17 protein-coding genes are annotated in these 13,326 nt (G+C 66.6%); all 17 read left to right on the forward strand.

The window, feature by feature from the left end; genetic code table 11:
* Positions 1 to 390 precede the first annotated feature (390 nt).
* The 17 genes from M8523_RS23555 (at position 391) to M8523_RS23635 (ending at position 13,324) form a co-directional block, all read left to right on the forward strand.
* Entirely contained in the window at positions 391 to 1,065 is a 675-nt protein-coding gene (locus tag M8523_RS23555) for an anti-CBASS protein Acb1 family protein (RefSeq protein ID WP_282587449.1), read from the forward strand.
* 85 nt (positions 1,066 to 1,150) lie between these two features.
* On the forward strand, positions 1,151 to 2,188 hold the full coding sequence (locus M8523_RS23560; protein WP_282587353.1) for a DUF2213 domain-containing protein: 1,038 nt from the start codon (positions 1,151 to 1,153) through the stop codon (positions 2,186 to 2,188).
* Positions 2,188 to 2,643, forward strand: coding sequence for a structural cement protein Gp24 (locus tag M8523_RS23565; protein ID WP_282587354.1), 456 nt, complete (start codon positions 2,188 to 2,190; stop codon positions 2,641 to 2,643). The genes M8523_RS23560 and M8523_RS23565 overlap by 1 nt, the downstream gene beginning before the upstream one ends.
* 280 nt (positions 2,644 to 2,923) lie before the next feature.
* Positions 2,924 to 5,071 (forward strand): DUF1073 domain-containing protein, encoded by a 2,148-nt coding sequence (locus tag M8523_RS23570; protein WP_282587355.1) that lies wholly within the window; start codon positions 2,924 to 2,926, stop codon positions 5,069 to 5,071.
* Complete coding sequence (locus M8523_RS23575; protein WP_282587356.1) at positions 5,068 to 5,604, forward strand: hypothetical protein; 537 nt, start codon at positions 5,068 to 5,070, stop codon at positions 5,602 to 5,604. Before M8523_RS23570 ends, M8523_RS23575 begins: the two co-directional genes overlap by 4 nt.
* Before the next feature lie 76 nt (positions 5,605 to 5,680).
* Positions 5,681 to 6,349 (forward strand): anti-CBASS protein Acb1 family protein, encoded by a 669-nt coding sequence (locus M8523_RS23580; RefSeq protein ID WP_282587357.1) that lies wholly within the window; start codon positions 5,681 to 5,683, stop codon positions 6,347 to 6,349.
* A 353-nt stretch (positions 6,350 to 6,702) separates the two neighbouring features.
* Positions 6,703 to 7,650: a DUF2184 domain-containing protein gene (locus tag M8523_RS23585; protein ID WP_282587358.1), complete on the forward strand. Its 948-nt coding sequence runs from the start codon at positions 6,703 to 6,705 to the stop codon at positions 7,648 to 7,650.
* A gap of 3 nt (positions 7,651 to 7,653) precedes the next feature.
* Positions 7,654 to 7,977 carry a hypothetical protein gene (locus M8523_RS23590; RefSeq protein WP_282587359.1) on the forward strand — a complete coding sequence of 108 codons (324 nt, stop codon included), beginning with the start codon at positions 7,654 to 7,656 and terminating at the stop codon, positions 7,975 to 7,977.
* Between the two features lie 103 nt (positions 7,978 to 8,080).
* On the forward strand, positions 8,081 to 8,455 hold the full coding sequence (locus M8523_RS23595; RefSeq protein WP_282587360.1) for a DUF4054 domain-containing protein: 375 nt from the start codon (positions 8,081 to 8,083) through the stop codon (positions 8,453 to 8,455).
* A gap of 7 nt (positions 8,456 to 8,462) precedes the next feature.
* Positions 8,463 to 8,807: a hypothetical protein gene (locus M8523_RS23600; protein ID WP_282587361.1), complete on the forward strand. Its 345-nt coding sequence runs from the start codon at positions 8,463 to 8,465 to the stop codon at positions 8,805 to 8,807.
* A complete protein-coding gene (locus tag M8523_RS23605; RefSeq protein WP_282587362.1) occupies positions 8,804 to 9,190 on the forward strand; it encodes an HK97-gp10 family putative phage morphogenesis protein in 387 nt (128 codons plus the stop codon). The genes M8523_RS23600 and M8523_RS23605 overlap by 4 nt, the downstream gene beginning before the upstream one ends.
* Positions 9,187 to 9,615, forward strand: coding sequence for a DUF3168 domain-containing protein (locus M8523_RS23610; RefSeq protein ID WP_282587363.1), 429 nt, complete (start codon positions 9,187 to 9,189; stop codon positions 9,613 to 9,615). Before M8523_RS23605 ends, M8523_RS23610 begins: the two co-directional genes overlap by 4 nt.
* A gap of 55 nt (positions 9,616 to 9,670) precedes the next feature.
* The gene (locus tag M8523_RS23615; RefSeq protein WP_282587364.1) at positions 9,671 to 10,093 is read left to right on the forward strand and encodes a phage major tail protein, TP901-1 family; all 423 of its coding nucleotides are present in this window, start codon (positions 9,671 to 9,673) and stop codon (positions 10,091 to 10,093) included.
* A gap of 41 nt (positions 10,094 to 10,134) precedes the next feature.
* A complete protein-coding gene (locus M8523_RS23620) occupies positions 10,135 to 10,527 on the forward strand; it encodes a GTA-gp10 family protein (protein WP_282587365.1) in 393 nt (130 codons plus the stop codon).
* Positions 10,528 to 10,707: 180 nt separating this feature from the next.
* A complete protein-coding gene (locus M8523_RS23625) occupies positions 10,708 to 11,622 on the forward strand; it encodes a phage tail tape measure protein (protein WP_282587366.1) in 915 nt (304 codons plus the stop codon).
* Positions 11,622 to 12,263 (forward strand): phage distal tail protein, Rcc01695 family, encoded by a 642-nt coding sequence (locus M8523_RS23630; RefSeq protein ID WP_282587367.1) that lies wholly within the window; start codon positions 11,622 to 11,624, stop codon positions 12,261 to 12,263. Before M8523_RS23625 ends, M8523_RS23630 begins: the two co-directional genes overlap by 1 nt.
* 164 nt (positions 12,264 to 12,427) lie before the next feature.
* A complete protein-coding gene (locus M8523_RS23635; RefSeq protein WP_282587368.1) occupies positions 12,428 to 13,324 on the forward strand; it encodes a phage/gene transfer agent baseplate hub protein in 897 nt (298 codons plus the stop codon).
* Positions 13,325 to 13,326 lie beyond the last annotated feature (2 nt).

Raw genomic sequence — 13,326 nt, forward strand, 5'->3', positions numbered from 1 at the left:
CCCCTCACGCTCGAACCCATCACGTCCTCCAGCGCCGCACCGACATCGCCGCCATCCTGAACAGCTCCTCACGCTGCACGATGACCCTCGACCGCAAGCATCGGGCCGCCAAACTGGCCGAAATCCAAGCGCGTCCGTGAATAGGGCCGGTTAGCCCGATTTGAAAGAGGTAAGTTTATTGTCTCAGATGGACAGAAGGTCAGCTTTTCTGATCTGAAATGGGACCGATTGCTGCGCGGACAACGCTTGACCAAGAATTGGTAAGCAGATTGCGAAGCGGCACTTCGCCGTTAGCGCTGTCCTCGGCAATCCTGGACGGCCTCGCTCAATGCCGGCAAGGATAAGCAGGCCCACGACGCCTTCTTCATCCCAAGCTTCGCCCGCGACCAGATCGAGAGCCTCTACCGGGATGACTGGCTGACCCGAAAGATCGTCGACATCGTCCCCTACGATTGCGTGCGGGAATGGCGCGAATGGGCCGGTGAGGCGCAAGCGGTGGCACGCCTCAAGGCGCTGGAAAGCCGCCTCAACCTGCGCCGCGCCGTCCAGCGCGCCATGGTCATGGGCCGGCTCTACGGCGGCGGCGCGCTCATCATCGGCACCACCGAGACCGATCCGGCCGCGCTGAGGAGCGAACTCCGGCCCGAGGCGGTCGGCCCGAACGGTATCGTGCTCCTGCACGCCGTCTCGCGCTGGCAACTCGCCGTCGCCGAGATCGAACGCGATCCGCTCAGCCCCTGGTTCGGCGAACCCAAGGCCTACGAGGTCACGGCCCCCGAACGCGGGGCGCTGGTGCTGCACCTCTCCCGCGTCATCCGCTTCCTCGGCAATCCGCTCGCCGACCCTTCGCTGTTCGGCGCCGACCTCTGGTCCGACAGCGTCCTTACCGCCCTCTATGACGCCATCCATGCAGGCGGGAGCGACATCGGCCAAACCGAGCCAAGCTGGCCGGACAGTCGACGTCATGTGAATTGCGAGCGCGCGCGGCGTCCGCCTAGCCCAGCAGGCACGCGAGGCGCCCGGCTTCTCGAACACCAACCAAGGCGGCTAACGCGTCACGCGTGACAGGTTGGCGCTTCACCCGCGACCCGCCAATCGAGGTGTGAGCTCACGCCCTCCGCAACGGCGGCTCCTTCTGAGGACAAATCCCATGCTCATCCACGACACTGCCACGGCTGCGGCGCGCACCCGCACGCCCGAAGGGTTCTTGCGCGTCCGGGCCCGCATTGCACGGACCGGGATTCACCTCTACCGGGCCGGCGAGCTCGGCGCGCCCGACTCCTGGGACCGCGACGGGACCGTGCGGGTCTACCGCCCGCCCGACCAGGTGTTCGATCCCGACTCCCTCGCGTCCTTCGCGGCCAAGCCCGTCACGGACGACCACCCACCCGTCCTGGTCGATGCCGGCAACTGGAAGCGCTATGCGGTCGGCCAATCGGGCCCGGAGGTGACGCGGGACGGCGAGCATGTCGTGACCGACCTCCTCATCACAGATGCGGAGGCGGTTCGGCGGGCCGAGGCCGGAGCGCAGTTGTCGAACGGCTACCACGCCGATTTCGACTTCACGCCGGGCACGACGCCGGACGGTGAACCCTACGACGCCGTGCAGTCGAACATCCGGGGCAATCATATCGCGCTTGTCGATGCCGGGCGCTGCGGCGACAGCTGCCGGGTCGGGGATGCGGCCGTGCGGGACTGCGGCTGCGCCGATCTCACCCGCGTGACGATCGACGGCATCGCCATCGAGACGACGGCCGCCGGCGCAGAGGCGCTCGAACGGCTGAAGCTGAGCGTCGAGGCCAAGGATGGTGCCATCGCGGCGCTCACCGCCAAGGTCTCGGACGAGGCCGCGATCGAGGCGCGGGTCGCCGAGCGGGCCGTCGTCGTCGATGCGGCCCGCTCTGTTCTGGGCCCCGGCTTCCTGGCCGCTGGCAAGACGACGGCGGAGATCCGTCGCGGCGTCGTCACGCATCTGCTCGGCAGGCCCGTCGAGGAGCGGAGCGACGTTTACGTGGCTGCGGCCTTCGACACGCTGATGGCCCTGCGGCCGCCCGGCCAGAACCCGCTCGCCCGCCACCTCGCGGCGCCTGTCCGGGACGGCGCGGGAAGCCGGGAGACCGCCCTGCGCAGCCGGGACCATTTCCTCAACCACGCCTGGAAGGGCGCACCGACCCACGGAGCTTTGTGATGCCCGCAGTGCAATCCACTTTCTCGAGCAATCAGGCCGCTGCCTTCCTGGGCCAGATCGCCGATGGCGAGCAGGTGACCAACGTCATCTCCCGCGTGGTCGACCCCGCCACCGCGAACCCGATCAGTTTCGGCGATCCTGTGCTGCAGGGCGCCTCCGACGGCACGATACAGTCCGTGAGCGGCGGTTCGGGCGCCTTTCGCGGCATCGCGGTGCGCGACCCGACCCTGCCGCCGAGCGCCGGCGATCAATATGTCGCGACGCTAACCGCGGCCGTCCTCACCAAGGGGGTCATCTGGGTCAATGCCACAGTCGCGGTGGCGGCGGGACAGCCAGCCTATGTCACCTCGGCTGGCGCGCTGACCAATGTGGCGACGAACAACACCGCGATCGCCAATGGGATGTGGGACTCGACCACGACCATTGCGGGCCTTGCCCGGCTGCGCCTGGGCTGAGCCCTCTCCCCTTCTCCCGTGCGAACGGGAGAAGGTGTCGCGGCGAAGCCGTGACGGATGAGGGCCGGCTCGGCCTTCGAAACACCAACCAACACGTCACCGGCCCATGCCTCCTTCGCCCCGTTGGCGGGGAGAAGGTGCCGGCAGGCGGATGAGGGGTCTGCCTCATCGCCAATCGTCCGGCGTCCACCTCTCATCCGCGCTTTGCGCACCTCCTTCCCTGGCGGGGAGAAGGGAGGTGGCACCGCCTCGCCTCTCGTTCAGAGACTCACGAGACCCCATGCCCCATCGCCTCTCCAGCCACGCGGCGCTCGACAGCCTGTCGAACCTCGCGGCCTCGCTCAATGCCGGCAAGGACAAGCAGGCGGGCGACGCCTTCTTCATCCCCAGCCTCGCCCGTGACCAGATCGAGAGCCTCTACCGGGGCGACTGGCTGGCCCGGAAGATCGTCGACATCGTGCCCTACGATTGCGTCCGCGAATGGCGCACATGGGCTGGCGACCGCGCCGATGTATCCCGCATCGAGAGCGTCGAGCGCAGCCTTAACCTGCGCCGCGCCGTCCAGCGCGCCATGGTCATGGGCCGGCTCTACGGCGGCGGCGCGCTCATCATCGGCACCACCGAGACCGATCCGGCCGCGCTCATGACCGAACTGCGGCCGAGAGACGTCGGCCCGAATGGCATCGCCTTCCTGCATGCCGTCTCGCGCTGGCAACTCGCCGTCGCCGAGATCGAACGCGATCCGCTCAGCCCCTGGTTCGGCGAGCCCAAAGCCTACGAGGTCACCGCGCCCGAGCGCGGGAGCCTCACCCTCCACCCCTCCCGCGTCATCCGCTTCCTCGGCAACCCCCTCGCCGATCCGTCCCTCCTCGGCGCCGACCTGTGGTCCGATAGCGTGCTCACCGCCCTCTACGACGCCATCCACGCCGTAGCCCTCACCACCACCGGCGCCACCAGCCTCATGCACGAGGCCAAGGTCGATGTCGTCACAGTGCCGAATCTGAGCGAACACTTGAGCAACGCCGCCACCACGGCCCAGCTCTCCGCCCGCTTCAGCTACGCCGCGACCATGAAGTCGCTCAACAACCTGCTGCTGCTCGGCGACGGCGAGACCTGGACGCGACAGCGCATCGACTTCGCCGGCCTGCCCGAGATGGTGCGCACCTTCCTGCAGGTCGCGGCGGGCGCCGCCGACATCCCGGTCACCCGCCTGCTCGGCCAGTCCCCTGCCGGCCTGTCCTCGACCGGTGACCACGATACGCGGAACTACTACGACATGATCGCGGCCCGGCAGGAGATCGAACTCCGGCCGCAACTGGAACACCTCGACCGGCTGCTTCTGGCCTCGGCCGGGGTGGCGCCGGGGGCGCTGAGTTTCAGCTTCCGCCCGCTGTGGCAGATGGATGCCGCCACCCAAGCCGCTGTCGCGCTCTCGAAGGCGCAGGCGACGGGGATCTATGCCGGGCTGGGACTGTGGCCGACGGAGGTCATGGCGAGGCTCGTGGCGGGGCAGCTCGCCGAGGACGGGATCTATCCCGATGCGGCGGCGGCGTTCGAAGCGGGAGCGGAGACGGATAGCTCGCCACAACCGGTGCGGGATTACAGCCCGGATCAGCCGCGCGATCCGCAGGGCCGGTGGACCGAGGGGGGTGGTACAGCGACAGAGCAGTCGGAAGTCTCTGCAAAGACACATGCCACCGCCGCGGATCCACATAACTTGACGATCCAACCGGCGGCGCGCGTGGCCCCAATGCATACTGGCGCACGCGAACGGGCCGGATGGAGCACCGGCAGCGGCCTTCTCGCGAAGCTCAGCAGCGGTTTGCAATTCTTCAATCCGATCGGATCGGCCGAAGCGGCAGAGATCGATCCGGAAAAGGAAATCGAACAGGCGACAACCGGCAACCCACCTCCTCCAACCGAAGCAGAGCCCATTCCAAAGTTGCGGCCGCTCGCCGGACCTCAGCTCCGGAATTCAATAGGTTCGACTTCGCCGCTTCCAGGAAAAGCGGGAATTTCGCTACTGTCTGAACCAGCCGCTGAACATCCTGTACCCTCGTCAGCGCGGTCCACCTCGACATCCAAGACGACTGGTCCAGTGTTGCCGTCATGGGCTCGGCAGCTCGACCTGCCAGGGATTGTAGGACCAGGGCCATATGCTCGTGAGGCTATCCGTGTAACAAATTCAGGTAAGATCTCTCCTCTGATCCAACGGCAGAATACAGAAACCGGTTATAGATGGGGCTGTCATAGATGCGGCTCTAAGGAGCCTGGATCAAAATCGGGTCAGTTCTATCTTGATCACCAGGTTCCTACCGCGCTCAATGACGCTGGCTCTGAGCAGTTTATATATCCGCACTGCAGAACGTGTAGTGATATGCAAGGCGGTATTATCAGCAGCTTGAAGAAAAAAGGCTATCCCCGATGAAGACGATCACGTCGTATGGAGGACCATTCATTGGGCTCAATCGTAAGGATTTGATACGCTGGAAAGGAGTGTTCGGGAAAGGTTCTACTAGCCCACAATCCCCATATGAATCAGATTATAACACGGCTTGTGCGCTAACAGGTCAAGATAATCTTAGCTTCGATCACGCGGGATATTTCTCCAACGTGATGAGCAAACCTATTATCATTGCTCCTCCAGTCGAAACAGCTTTGATCACATGCAAGGCTGACCAAGTCATAATCGCTCAAGTGGAGGCTGCCGAAGCTGATTGGTCGTTCGACCATATCACAGAAGACGTTATCGGCGATGCGCATTTTAGCGGATCTTTTCAGATCGATATAGATGACGAATCTGCAGACTACGTTTTTTTTGATTCATCCATCGATGGCGGTAATTTGGATGAATTTTTGCTAGTTCACTTTGAGCGCGGGAGATACGCTGGCGCGGATGCAATCTACAATCATGAAGATAGAGCACATATCAATTTATATATGTTTACAAGAGTAGGATAAATTTTTGCTTAATCTACCACTCTGTCACGCAGGATAAATATATCCTATAGAATTCCATTATGGCGATCCGGCCCTGATGGGCGCCGACCTCTGGTCCGACTCGGTGCTGACCGCGCTCTACGACGCCATCCACGCGGTCGCGCTCACCACCACCGGCGCCACCAGCCTCATGCACGAGGCCAAGGTCGACGTCGTCACCGTGCCGGACCTTTCCGAACATCTGAGCAACGCCGCCACCACGGCCCAGCTTTCCGCCCGGTTCGGCTACGCCGCGACCATGAAGTCGCTCAACAACCTCCTCCTGCTCGGCGACGGCGAGACCTGGACGCGACAAGGGATCGACTTCGCCGGCCTGCCCGAGATGGTGCGCACCTTCCTGCAGGTCGCGGCCGGGGCCGCCGACATCCCGGTCACCCGCCTGCTCGGCCAGTCCCCTGCCGGCTTGTCCTCGACCGGTGACCACGATATCCGCAACTACTACGACATGATCGCGGCCCGGCAGGAGATCGAACTCCGGCCGCAGTTGGAGCGCCTCGACCGCCTGCTGATGGCCCGGCCGGCCTCGCCCCGGGCGCGCTCACCTTCACGTTCCGCTCGCTCTGGCAGATGGACGCCGCCACCAAGGCCGCGACCGCGCTCTCGAGGGCGCAGGCGACGGGGATCTATGCGGGGCTGTGGCCGAAGGCCGTCATGGCCAGGCTCGTGGCGGGTCAGCTCGCGGCGGGTAGGATCCATCCAGACGTAAAGAGCGCGCTTCCAGGCAATGTGAGACCTGATTCAAACATCGGTGATTTCGCCTTGCAATCTGCGCAGGCGACGCGTGATTGGCCCGGACAGCCACGCAGCAATGTCGGCCAGTACGCAGAAGGTAAGATGGGCGGCTATCAGCCCGGTGGGCCCTTACCGAGCCTCCCGAGCAGGGTCGCCCTCCACCTCTCACCCCGGCTTGCTTTGCAAGTCGCGCCCTCCGTTCGACATCCCGGCCTGCCGCGCAGGCCATGACCCTAGTCGAACGCTGCCCCTGACCGGCTTCGCCCTCTTCCGCTCGCGCGGGAGCGGCAAATCACGGCCATTCCTCGCCTCTCAATGGAGTTTCCAATGCTGCGCACAGCCGCGAGCTTCGATGCCCAAGCGACCCTCGGGTTTCTCGTGTCCCAAACCTCGTCGATCGAACAGGAGGTCTATGCGATCCGCTACGCGGATATCCAATATCCGAACCTCGTGCCGGTCGATACCTCAGCCTATCCGTGGGCCCGCACCGTCACGTATTTCACGGTGGATCAGGCGGGGCAGGCCGACTGGATGAACGGCAATGCTTCCGACATGCCGTTCGCCGAGATCGCGCATACCAAATACGAGACCACCGTGGAGGCCGCCAAAATCGGCTACCGCTACAGCCTGGAAGAAGTGAACCAGGCCATGATGATCCCCGGCATGAACCTGACCGCCGACAAGGCCGCCGCAGCGAGGCGCGCCGCCGAGGAACTGGTGGAAAGGGTCGTGCTCTCCGGCGATACCCGAAAGGGCTTTCTGGGCCTCGTCAACCAGACGAGCGTGCCGCAGGCGGCTGTGCCGAACGGCGCCGCCTCGTCGCCGCTCTGGTCCAGCAAAACGCCCGGCGAGATCCTGGCGGACGTCAACAACTCGATCGTCGGTGCCTGGTCGGCCACCCAGCAGATCGAGCTGCACGACACGGTGCTGCTGCCGATCGCCCAATATGGCCTCATCGCCGGAACGCCACGCTCGACCAATGCCGACACGACGATCCTGAGCTATCTGCAGGCCAACAACATCTATACCGCGACGACCGGCCAACCCCTCACCATTCGCACGCTGCGGCAGCTGACGGGCGCGGGGGCCGGCGGCACCAACCGGATGATCACCTATCGGCGTGACCCGCAAGTGTTGAAATTCCACATGCCGATGCCGCACCAATTCTTCCCGCCGCAGCAGCGCATGTTGGAATTCATCATCCCCGGCATGATGCGGTTGGGCGGGCTCGACGTGCGCCTGCCCAAGGGCATCAGCTACAACGACGGGATCTGAGCCATGCTGGCCCATGTCACCAACCTGGCGCCGAGCCCGCGCGGCTTCGACACGGGGGCAGGGGGGATCGCGCTCGTCGATCCCGGGGAGACGCTGCTCCTCGACCTCGCCGACCACCCGGCGCATCGCGCCTGGGAAGAGGCCGGCGACGTGACGGTCGCCCCCGTGCCCGACAAGGAGGCGCGGGCGATGCGCAAGCGTCTCGAGGCGAGGGTGGAGGCGGAGGACCAGATGCAAGCGGAGGCGCTGGCGGCGTTGCCGTCGGCGGATGCTGCTCCCCTTCTCCCGTCTCCGGGAGAGGGTGTCGCGGCGAAACCTGACGTGTGAGGGAAACTTCGACACCGAGTCGCCCTCATCCGACCTTGCTTCGCAAGGCCACCTTCTCCCGTTCGCACGGGAGAAGGGGAACGATGCGTTCGAAGGAGCCCAGATGTCCCAGCCCAGCCCCACCGACCTCACCACCCGCTTCCCGGCCTTCGCGGCCATCGACCCGAATGTTCTCGCGGCGGTCCTGGCCGAAGCCGCGACCCGCGTCGACACCACCTGGACGCCGGGCGATTACCCGCTCGGCATCATGCTCTACGCCGCCCATGTCCTGACGCTCGACGGCTTCGGCACAGGGGCGGAGGCCGCGCTCGGGGCGGCGGGCGCCTCGGGGTTCCAGACTTTGCGCTCGGGCGCATTGCACCTGGAACGCGCGCCCACCTCCGAGAAAGCGGGTAGCTCCGCACTGGCGCAGACCAGCTACGGCCGCCGCTTCCTCGCGCTGCTCGCCGTCAACCAGCCCGCGATCCTTGTACCCTGAGGTGCCCATGTCCTTGTTGAATGGCGGCCTGCGGGCCGTGTTCGGATCGGCCTTCGGGGCGCTCTACGGCGATGGCGTGCTTCACAAAACCACGCTCACGGACGACGGAATCGGCGGCGTGACGGCAACCGCCATCGACAGTGGCGTCAAGGTTCTTGTCGAAAGCCTCTCGGCGCAGGACAAGATCGGCCTGCCGCGCAACGCCGTGCACCTCACCGTGCTGCGCGCCGGGCTCACGGCCGGCATCGCGCTCGATGACAGCGTCACAGTCGACGGCGCGACCTACCGGGTCGTGCAGGTCGATACCGATCCGGCCGGAGCGGCTTTCGCGCTCGTGGGGGTGCCGGCATGACGCCCACGGAGGCCAAGCGCCGCCTCGGCGGGTTGCCGGCCACTCTGCAGGCCGCAACGGAGGCAGCGCTCGACCGCGTCGCCGAGACGGTCGCGACCGAAGCTCGCCGGTCCTTGGGCGCGGCCGGCCCTTCGGCACCCGGCGCGGCGCCCGCCGATCCCGCCGGCACGCTCGCCGCCGCGATCGGCACTGCGCGCGAGGGGGACGGCACCGCAATGGTCAATGTCGCGGCGCCGTTTGCCGCCGCACTGGAGTACGGCACCCGCCACATGGCGGCCCGCCCCTTCCTCCGGCCCGCCGTCGCGGCAACCGGCGAGGCGGCCCGGCAGATCATGGCGGAGGCTTTTGCCCAAGCCATCGCCCAAGCGGAAGACGACGCATGATCGCGCAGGACCGCCAGCAAGCCGTGCTCACGGCCGTGATCGCGGCGCTCACGGCCGACGCCGGTCTCGCGGGGCTTGTCGGCAAACGCATCTACGACGCGGCGGCGGCGGTTCCTACGACCCCCTGCGTCACGCTCAAACTCGTGAGCGCCACCGACGCCTCGACGGCCGACACCGAAGCCCAGACTCTGATGTTCGACATCGACGTGTGGGACCGCTACGCGCTCGCGACCAACATCTCCCGCCCCCGTGCCGTGATGAGGCATGTACGTCGCATTCTGCACATGCAACCGCTGAGCGTGACCGGCTGCAACCTGATCCTGCTCCGCTGCACATCGGCCCGAGGCCCGTTCCGCGACCCGGATGATGTGACCCTGCATGGGGTGGTGACGGTGAGTGCGCTGGCGGGGCACGAAACGACGTGACGATCCCCCTTCTCCCGCATGAGCGTGAGAAGGGTTCCCAGAAAAGGAGCACCACATGTCCGCATCCCCGGGCAAAAGCCTACTGCTGCGCGTTAACACCACCGGCTCGACCTTTGTCACGGCGGGCGGCTTGCGTTCGAAACAGGTGAAGCGTGCCGCCGCCAAGGTGGATGTGACGAGCGCCGACTCGGCCGGCCGTTGGCAGGAACTGCTGCCCGGCGCCGCCCCGCAATCGCTGACCTTCTCGGCCAGCGATTTCGTCTGGTTGAACGACACGGCCTACCAGGCTTTCCGCACCGCCTTCGAGGGCGGCACGCTGGTGACGTGCCAGATCGTCTATCCCGGCGCGGGCTATTACCAGGGCGCTTTCGTGATCACCCAACTCGACGAATCCGCGCCCTACGACAAGGAGATTTCCTCCTCGTTGACGCTGGAGAGCGCCGGCCAGCCGGCCTGGACCACGGGAGCGCCCGTGTGATCCGTCTGTCACCCCACGCGCCAGCCGACCGGAGACAATCGATGACACCCAATCCCTTGCGCGGCGAGTTCTCGGCCACGATCGGCGGTGTACCCTCCGCTTTCGACACAACCCTCGGGACGATCGCCCGTATCGAGGAGGCCTGCGGCGGGCGATCGATTCTGGATGTCGTCAACGGCGTCGTGATCGGGCGCCGGGCGGCCGACCAGATGACGCTGCTTTCGGCGGCACTCCAGGCCACCGGCCAACCGCCGGCCGAGGCCGAAGCCATCGCGGCCCGCGCCACCGTGCCCGAAGCCGAAGCCTTCATCCTGGCCCTCATGGGCGCGCTCGGCTTCAAGCTCACGCCCCGCGCCGGGGAGGCGGGGGAACAGGGCCCTTTGGACGGATCGAGCGCTGGCGACGCTGGCGCGAGTTCGCCCTCGGCGGCCTGACCTGGTCCGAGGAGGCCTTCTGGGCCTGCTCCTGGGGCGGCTTTCTCGACGCCTGGGCGGGTCATCGCGGCTTCGTGCTCGGCCTCCACACCGACGACGCACCCGTGAGCCGCGCCGAGGCAGTGGCCCTCGACGCGCGGCTCGGGCTTTGGCAAAGCACCGGATTTTGGGACGACCCGCATGGCTGATGTGGCCGGAAGCCTCACCTATAGGTTCGACGCGGATGTGTCGGGATTCGCCCGCGCCATCGACAGCGCCGGCGCCAAGCTCGACGCCCTGTCGCAACGCGCCAGTGCCTTCGCGGCCGGACGCCCGCTCGACATCACGAGCGGCCTCTCGCGCGCCACGGGTTCCACCGACGATCAGGCCGGTCGCGAGCTGACCCGGCTGTCGCAGCAGCTCGCCCTCCTGCAGAGCACCGGCGCGGCCCACGCGGCCATCGCCGAACAGATCAAGATCGAGGCGGCGCAGACGAAGCTCGGCAGCGACGCCACCGTGGCCCAAAAAGCCTCGGCGGCCTCGCTGGTGCAACAGATCGACGCCGCCGCCGTGGCGCAGGCCAAGCTACGCGCCGCCCAGGAAGCGACCAACACGGCCTGGCGCTACGGCTCGAACACGCTGACCTCCGGCATCGAGGCGATGATCTTTCAGGGCGAAAAACTCCGGGATGTCGGGGCCTCGCTTCTGTCGAGCTTCGCCAAGTCGGGTCTCTCAGCCGCGCTTTCGGGCTCCGGACCGCTCGCGGGGCTGTTGGGCACGGCGGGCACCAATGGCGCGGTCGGCGGCCTTTTCGGCGCGCTCGGATCGCTGTTCACCGGCAGCACGGCGGCCTCGACCTTCTCCGGCCTCTATGCCGACGGCGGCACCATCGGGGCCGGCCAGTGGGGCGTGGTGGGCGAGAAGGGGGCCGAGGTGGTGGCCGGCCCGGCGACCGTGGTGCCCTGGGCCAAGGCAATGGGTCAGGGGGGCCAGCGCTCGACCCAGGTGATCCAGTTCAACGTGACGACGCCCGACGCGCCGTCCTTCGCACGCTCGGAGGCCCAGATGGCGGCGCTCGTCTCCCGCGCCGTGGCACGCGGCGGAAGGAACAGCTGATGACCGGCTTCAACGAGGTCCGCTTCCCGACCGACGTGGCACTCGGCGCGCGCGGCGGCCCGGAGCGGCGCACCGACGTGGTGACGCTGCGTTCGGGCGCCGAGGAGCGCAACAGCCTCTGGGCCGATGCGCGGCGCAAGTACCAGGCGGGCTACGGGGTGAAGAGCTTCGCGCAACTGGAAGCGGTGCTGGCCTTCTTCGAAGCGCAGCGCGGGCGCCTCTATGGCTTTCGCTGGAAGGACCGTTTCGACTATCGCTCCTGCGCCTCGCCCCAGGCCCCAGGGATGCTCGACCAGCTGATCGGAACCGGCGATGGCACGACGGCGGTCTGGCAGCTGACCAAGACCTATGCGGCCGGGCTGACGCCCTATGTGCGGCCGATCCGCAAGCCGGTCGTCGGGACGGTGAGCGTCGCCGTAGGTGGCGTGGCGGTGACGATCGGCACGGGGTTCACGGTCGATGTCACGACCGGACTCGTGACCTTCGTGCCGGGTCACATCCCGGCCGCCGGTGCCGCCATCACGGCCGGGTTCCAGTTCGATGTGCCGGTGCGGTTCGACACGGACTACCTGGAAGTGGACTTGTCGCATTTCGAGGCCGGCGAAATCCCCAACATCCCGATCGTGGAGATTCGGGTGTGACGAGTATCGCCCTTCTCCCGCGCAAGCGGGAGAAGGTGCCCCGGGTCCGCGCAGCGGACGGAAAGGGCGGATGAGGGCCACCTCAACGCCGAGCCAACCCTCATCCGTCACGACTTCGTCGTGCCACCTTCTCCCGTTCTCACGGGAGAAGGGGAGACCTCCTCATGAAAACACTGCCCCCGGCCATGACCGCCGCACTCGCGAGCGGCATCACCACCTTCGTGTATTGCTGGCGCATCACACGGCACGACGGCGCAGTGCTCGGTTTCACCGAACACGACCGCGATCTCACCTATGCCGGCACCACTTTCTCGGCCTCGTCCGGCTTCACCGCGTCGCAGATCGAGCAGAGCCTGGGCCTGTCGGTCGACAACATGGACGCCCAGGGAGCACTATCGTCGGCAGCCATCACGGACGCCGACATCCTGGCCGGGCGCTATGACGACGCGGCCGTCGAACTCTTCTGGGTCGATTGGTCGGATCCGAGCCAGGGGATCACGGTGGCGGCCGGCAATCTCGGCGAGATCAAGCGGCAGGGCGTCGCCTTCTCGGCCGAGTTTCGCTCGATCGCCAATCGGCTCAACCAGAAGATCGGCCAGACCTATGAGCGGACCTGCTCGGCGACCCTCGGCGACAGCCGCTGCGCCATCGACCTGACGGCCGCCGCTTATCGCGGCACCGCCATCGCCCAGACGGCCGGACTCACGGCGCAGATCGTGGTGGGTGGCCTCTCGGGCTATGGCAAGGACTGGTTTTCGGGCGGCACGCTGGCGTTCACGGCCGGGGCCAATGCCGGCCTCACCTTCGAGATCAAGGCGCATCTGCGCACGGCGGGCGCCGACATCCTGGAACTCTGGCTGCCGGCGCCCTTCGCGGTCGCGCTCGGCGATACCGCGACCGTCACGGCGGGCTGCCGCAAGACCTTCGCGGTCTGCAGATCCAAATTCGACAACCACGTGAATTTTCGCGGCTTTCCGCTCATCCCCGGCACCGATGTCGTGACGCGCTATGGCGTTCAGGGCGCCTTGGGGGAAAGCGGCGGCTCGATCTACGGAACATGAAC

Source organism: Lichenifustis flavocetrariae (genome assembly GCF_026130545.1).
In the GTDB taxonomy this organism is placed as follows: Bacteria; Pseudomonadota; Alphaproteobacteria; order Rhizobiales; family Beijerinckiaceae; genus Lichenihabitans; species Lichenihabitans flavocetrariae.

What these genes read in the sequence shown, in the direction of transcription:
- M8523_RS23560 (WP_282587353.1), top strand. Translation starts at nt 1,151, where the DNA reads ATGCTCATCCACGACACTGCCACGGCTGCGGCGCGCACCCGCACGCCC.
- M8523_RS23600 (WP_282587361.1), top strand. Translation starts at nt 8,463, where the DNA reads ATGTCCTTGTTGAATGGCGGCCTGCGGGCCGTGTTCGGATCGGCCTTC.
- M8523_RS23620 (WP_282587365.1), top strand. Translation starts at nt 10,135, where the DNA reads ATGACACCCAATCCCTTGCGCGGCGAGTTCTCGGCCACGATCGGCGGT.
- M8523_RS23585 (WP_282587358.1), top strand. Translation starts at nt 6,703, where the DNA reads ATGCTGCGCACAGCCGCGAGCTTCGATGCCCAAGCGACCCTCGGGTTT.
- M8523_RS23595 (WP_282587360.1), top strand. Translation starts at nt 8,081, where the DNA reads ATGTCCCAGCCCAGCCCCACCGACCTCACCACCCGCTTCCCGGCCTTC.
- M8523_RS23630 (WP_282587367.1), top strand. Translation starts at nt 11,622, where the DNA reads ATGACCGGCTTCAACGAGGTCCGCTTCCCGACCGACGTGGCACTCGGC.
- M8523_RS23590 (WP_282587359.1), top strand. Translation starts at nt 7,654, where the DNA reads ATGCTGGCCCATGTCACCAACCTGGCGCCGAGCCCGCGCGGCTTCGAC.
- M8523_RS23570 (WP_282587355.1), top strand. Translation starts at nt 2,924, where the DNA reads ATGCCCCATCGCCTCTCCAGCCACGCGGCGCTCGACAGCCTGTCGAAC.
- M8523_RS23615 (WP_282587364.1), top strand. Translation starts at nt 9,671, where the DNA reads ATGTCCGCATCCCCGGGCAAAAGCCTACTGCTGCGCGTTAACACCACC.
- M8523_RS23635 (WP_282587368.1), top strand. Translation starts at nt 12,428, where the DNA reads ATGAAAACACTGCCCCCGGCCATGACCGCCGCACTCGCGAGCGGCATC.
- M8523_RS23625 (WP_282587366.1), top strand. Translation starts at nt 10,708, where the DNA reads ATGGCTGATGTGGCCGGAAGCCTCACCTATAGGTTCGACGCGGATGTG.
- M8523_RS23605 (WP_282587362.1), top strand. Translation starts at nt 8,804, where the DNA reads ATGACGCCCACGGAGGCCAAGCGCCGCCTCGGCGGGTTGCCGGCCACT.
- M8523_RS23575 (WP_282587356.1), top strand. Translation starts at nt 5,068, where the DNA reads ATGAAGACGATCACGTCGTATGGAGGACCATTCATTGGGCTCAATCGT.
- M8523_RS23565 (WP_282587354.1), top strand. Translation starts at nt 2,188, where the DNA reads ATGCCCGCAGTGCAATCCACTTTCTCGAGCAATCAGGCCGCTGCCTTC.
- M8523_RS23610 (WP_282587363.1), top strand. Translation starts at nt 9,187, where the DNA reads ATGATCGCGCAGGACCGCCAGCAAGCCGTGCTCACGGCCGTGATCGCG.
- M8523_RS23580 (WP_282587357.1), top strand. Translation starts at nt 5,681, where the DNA reads ATGGGCGCCGACCTCTGGTCCGACTCGGTGCTGACCGCGCTCTACGAC.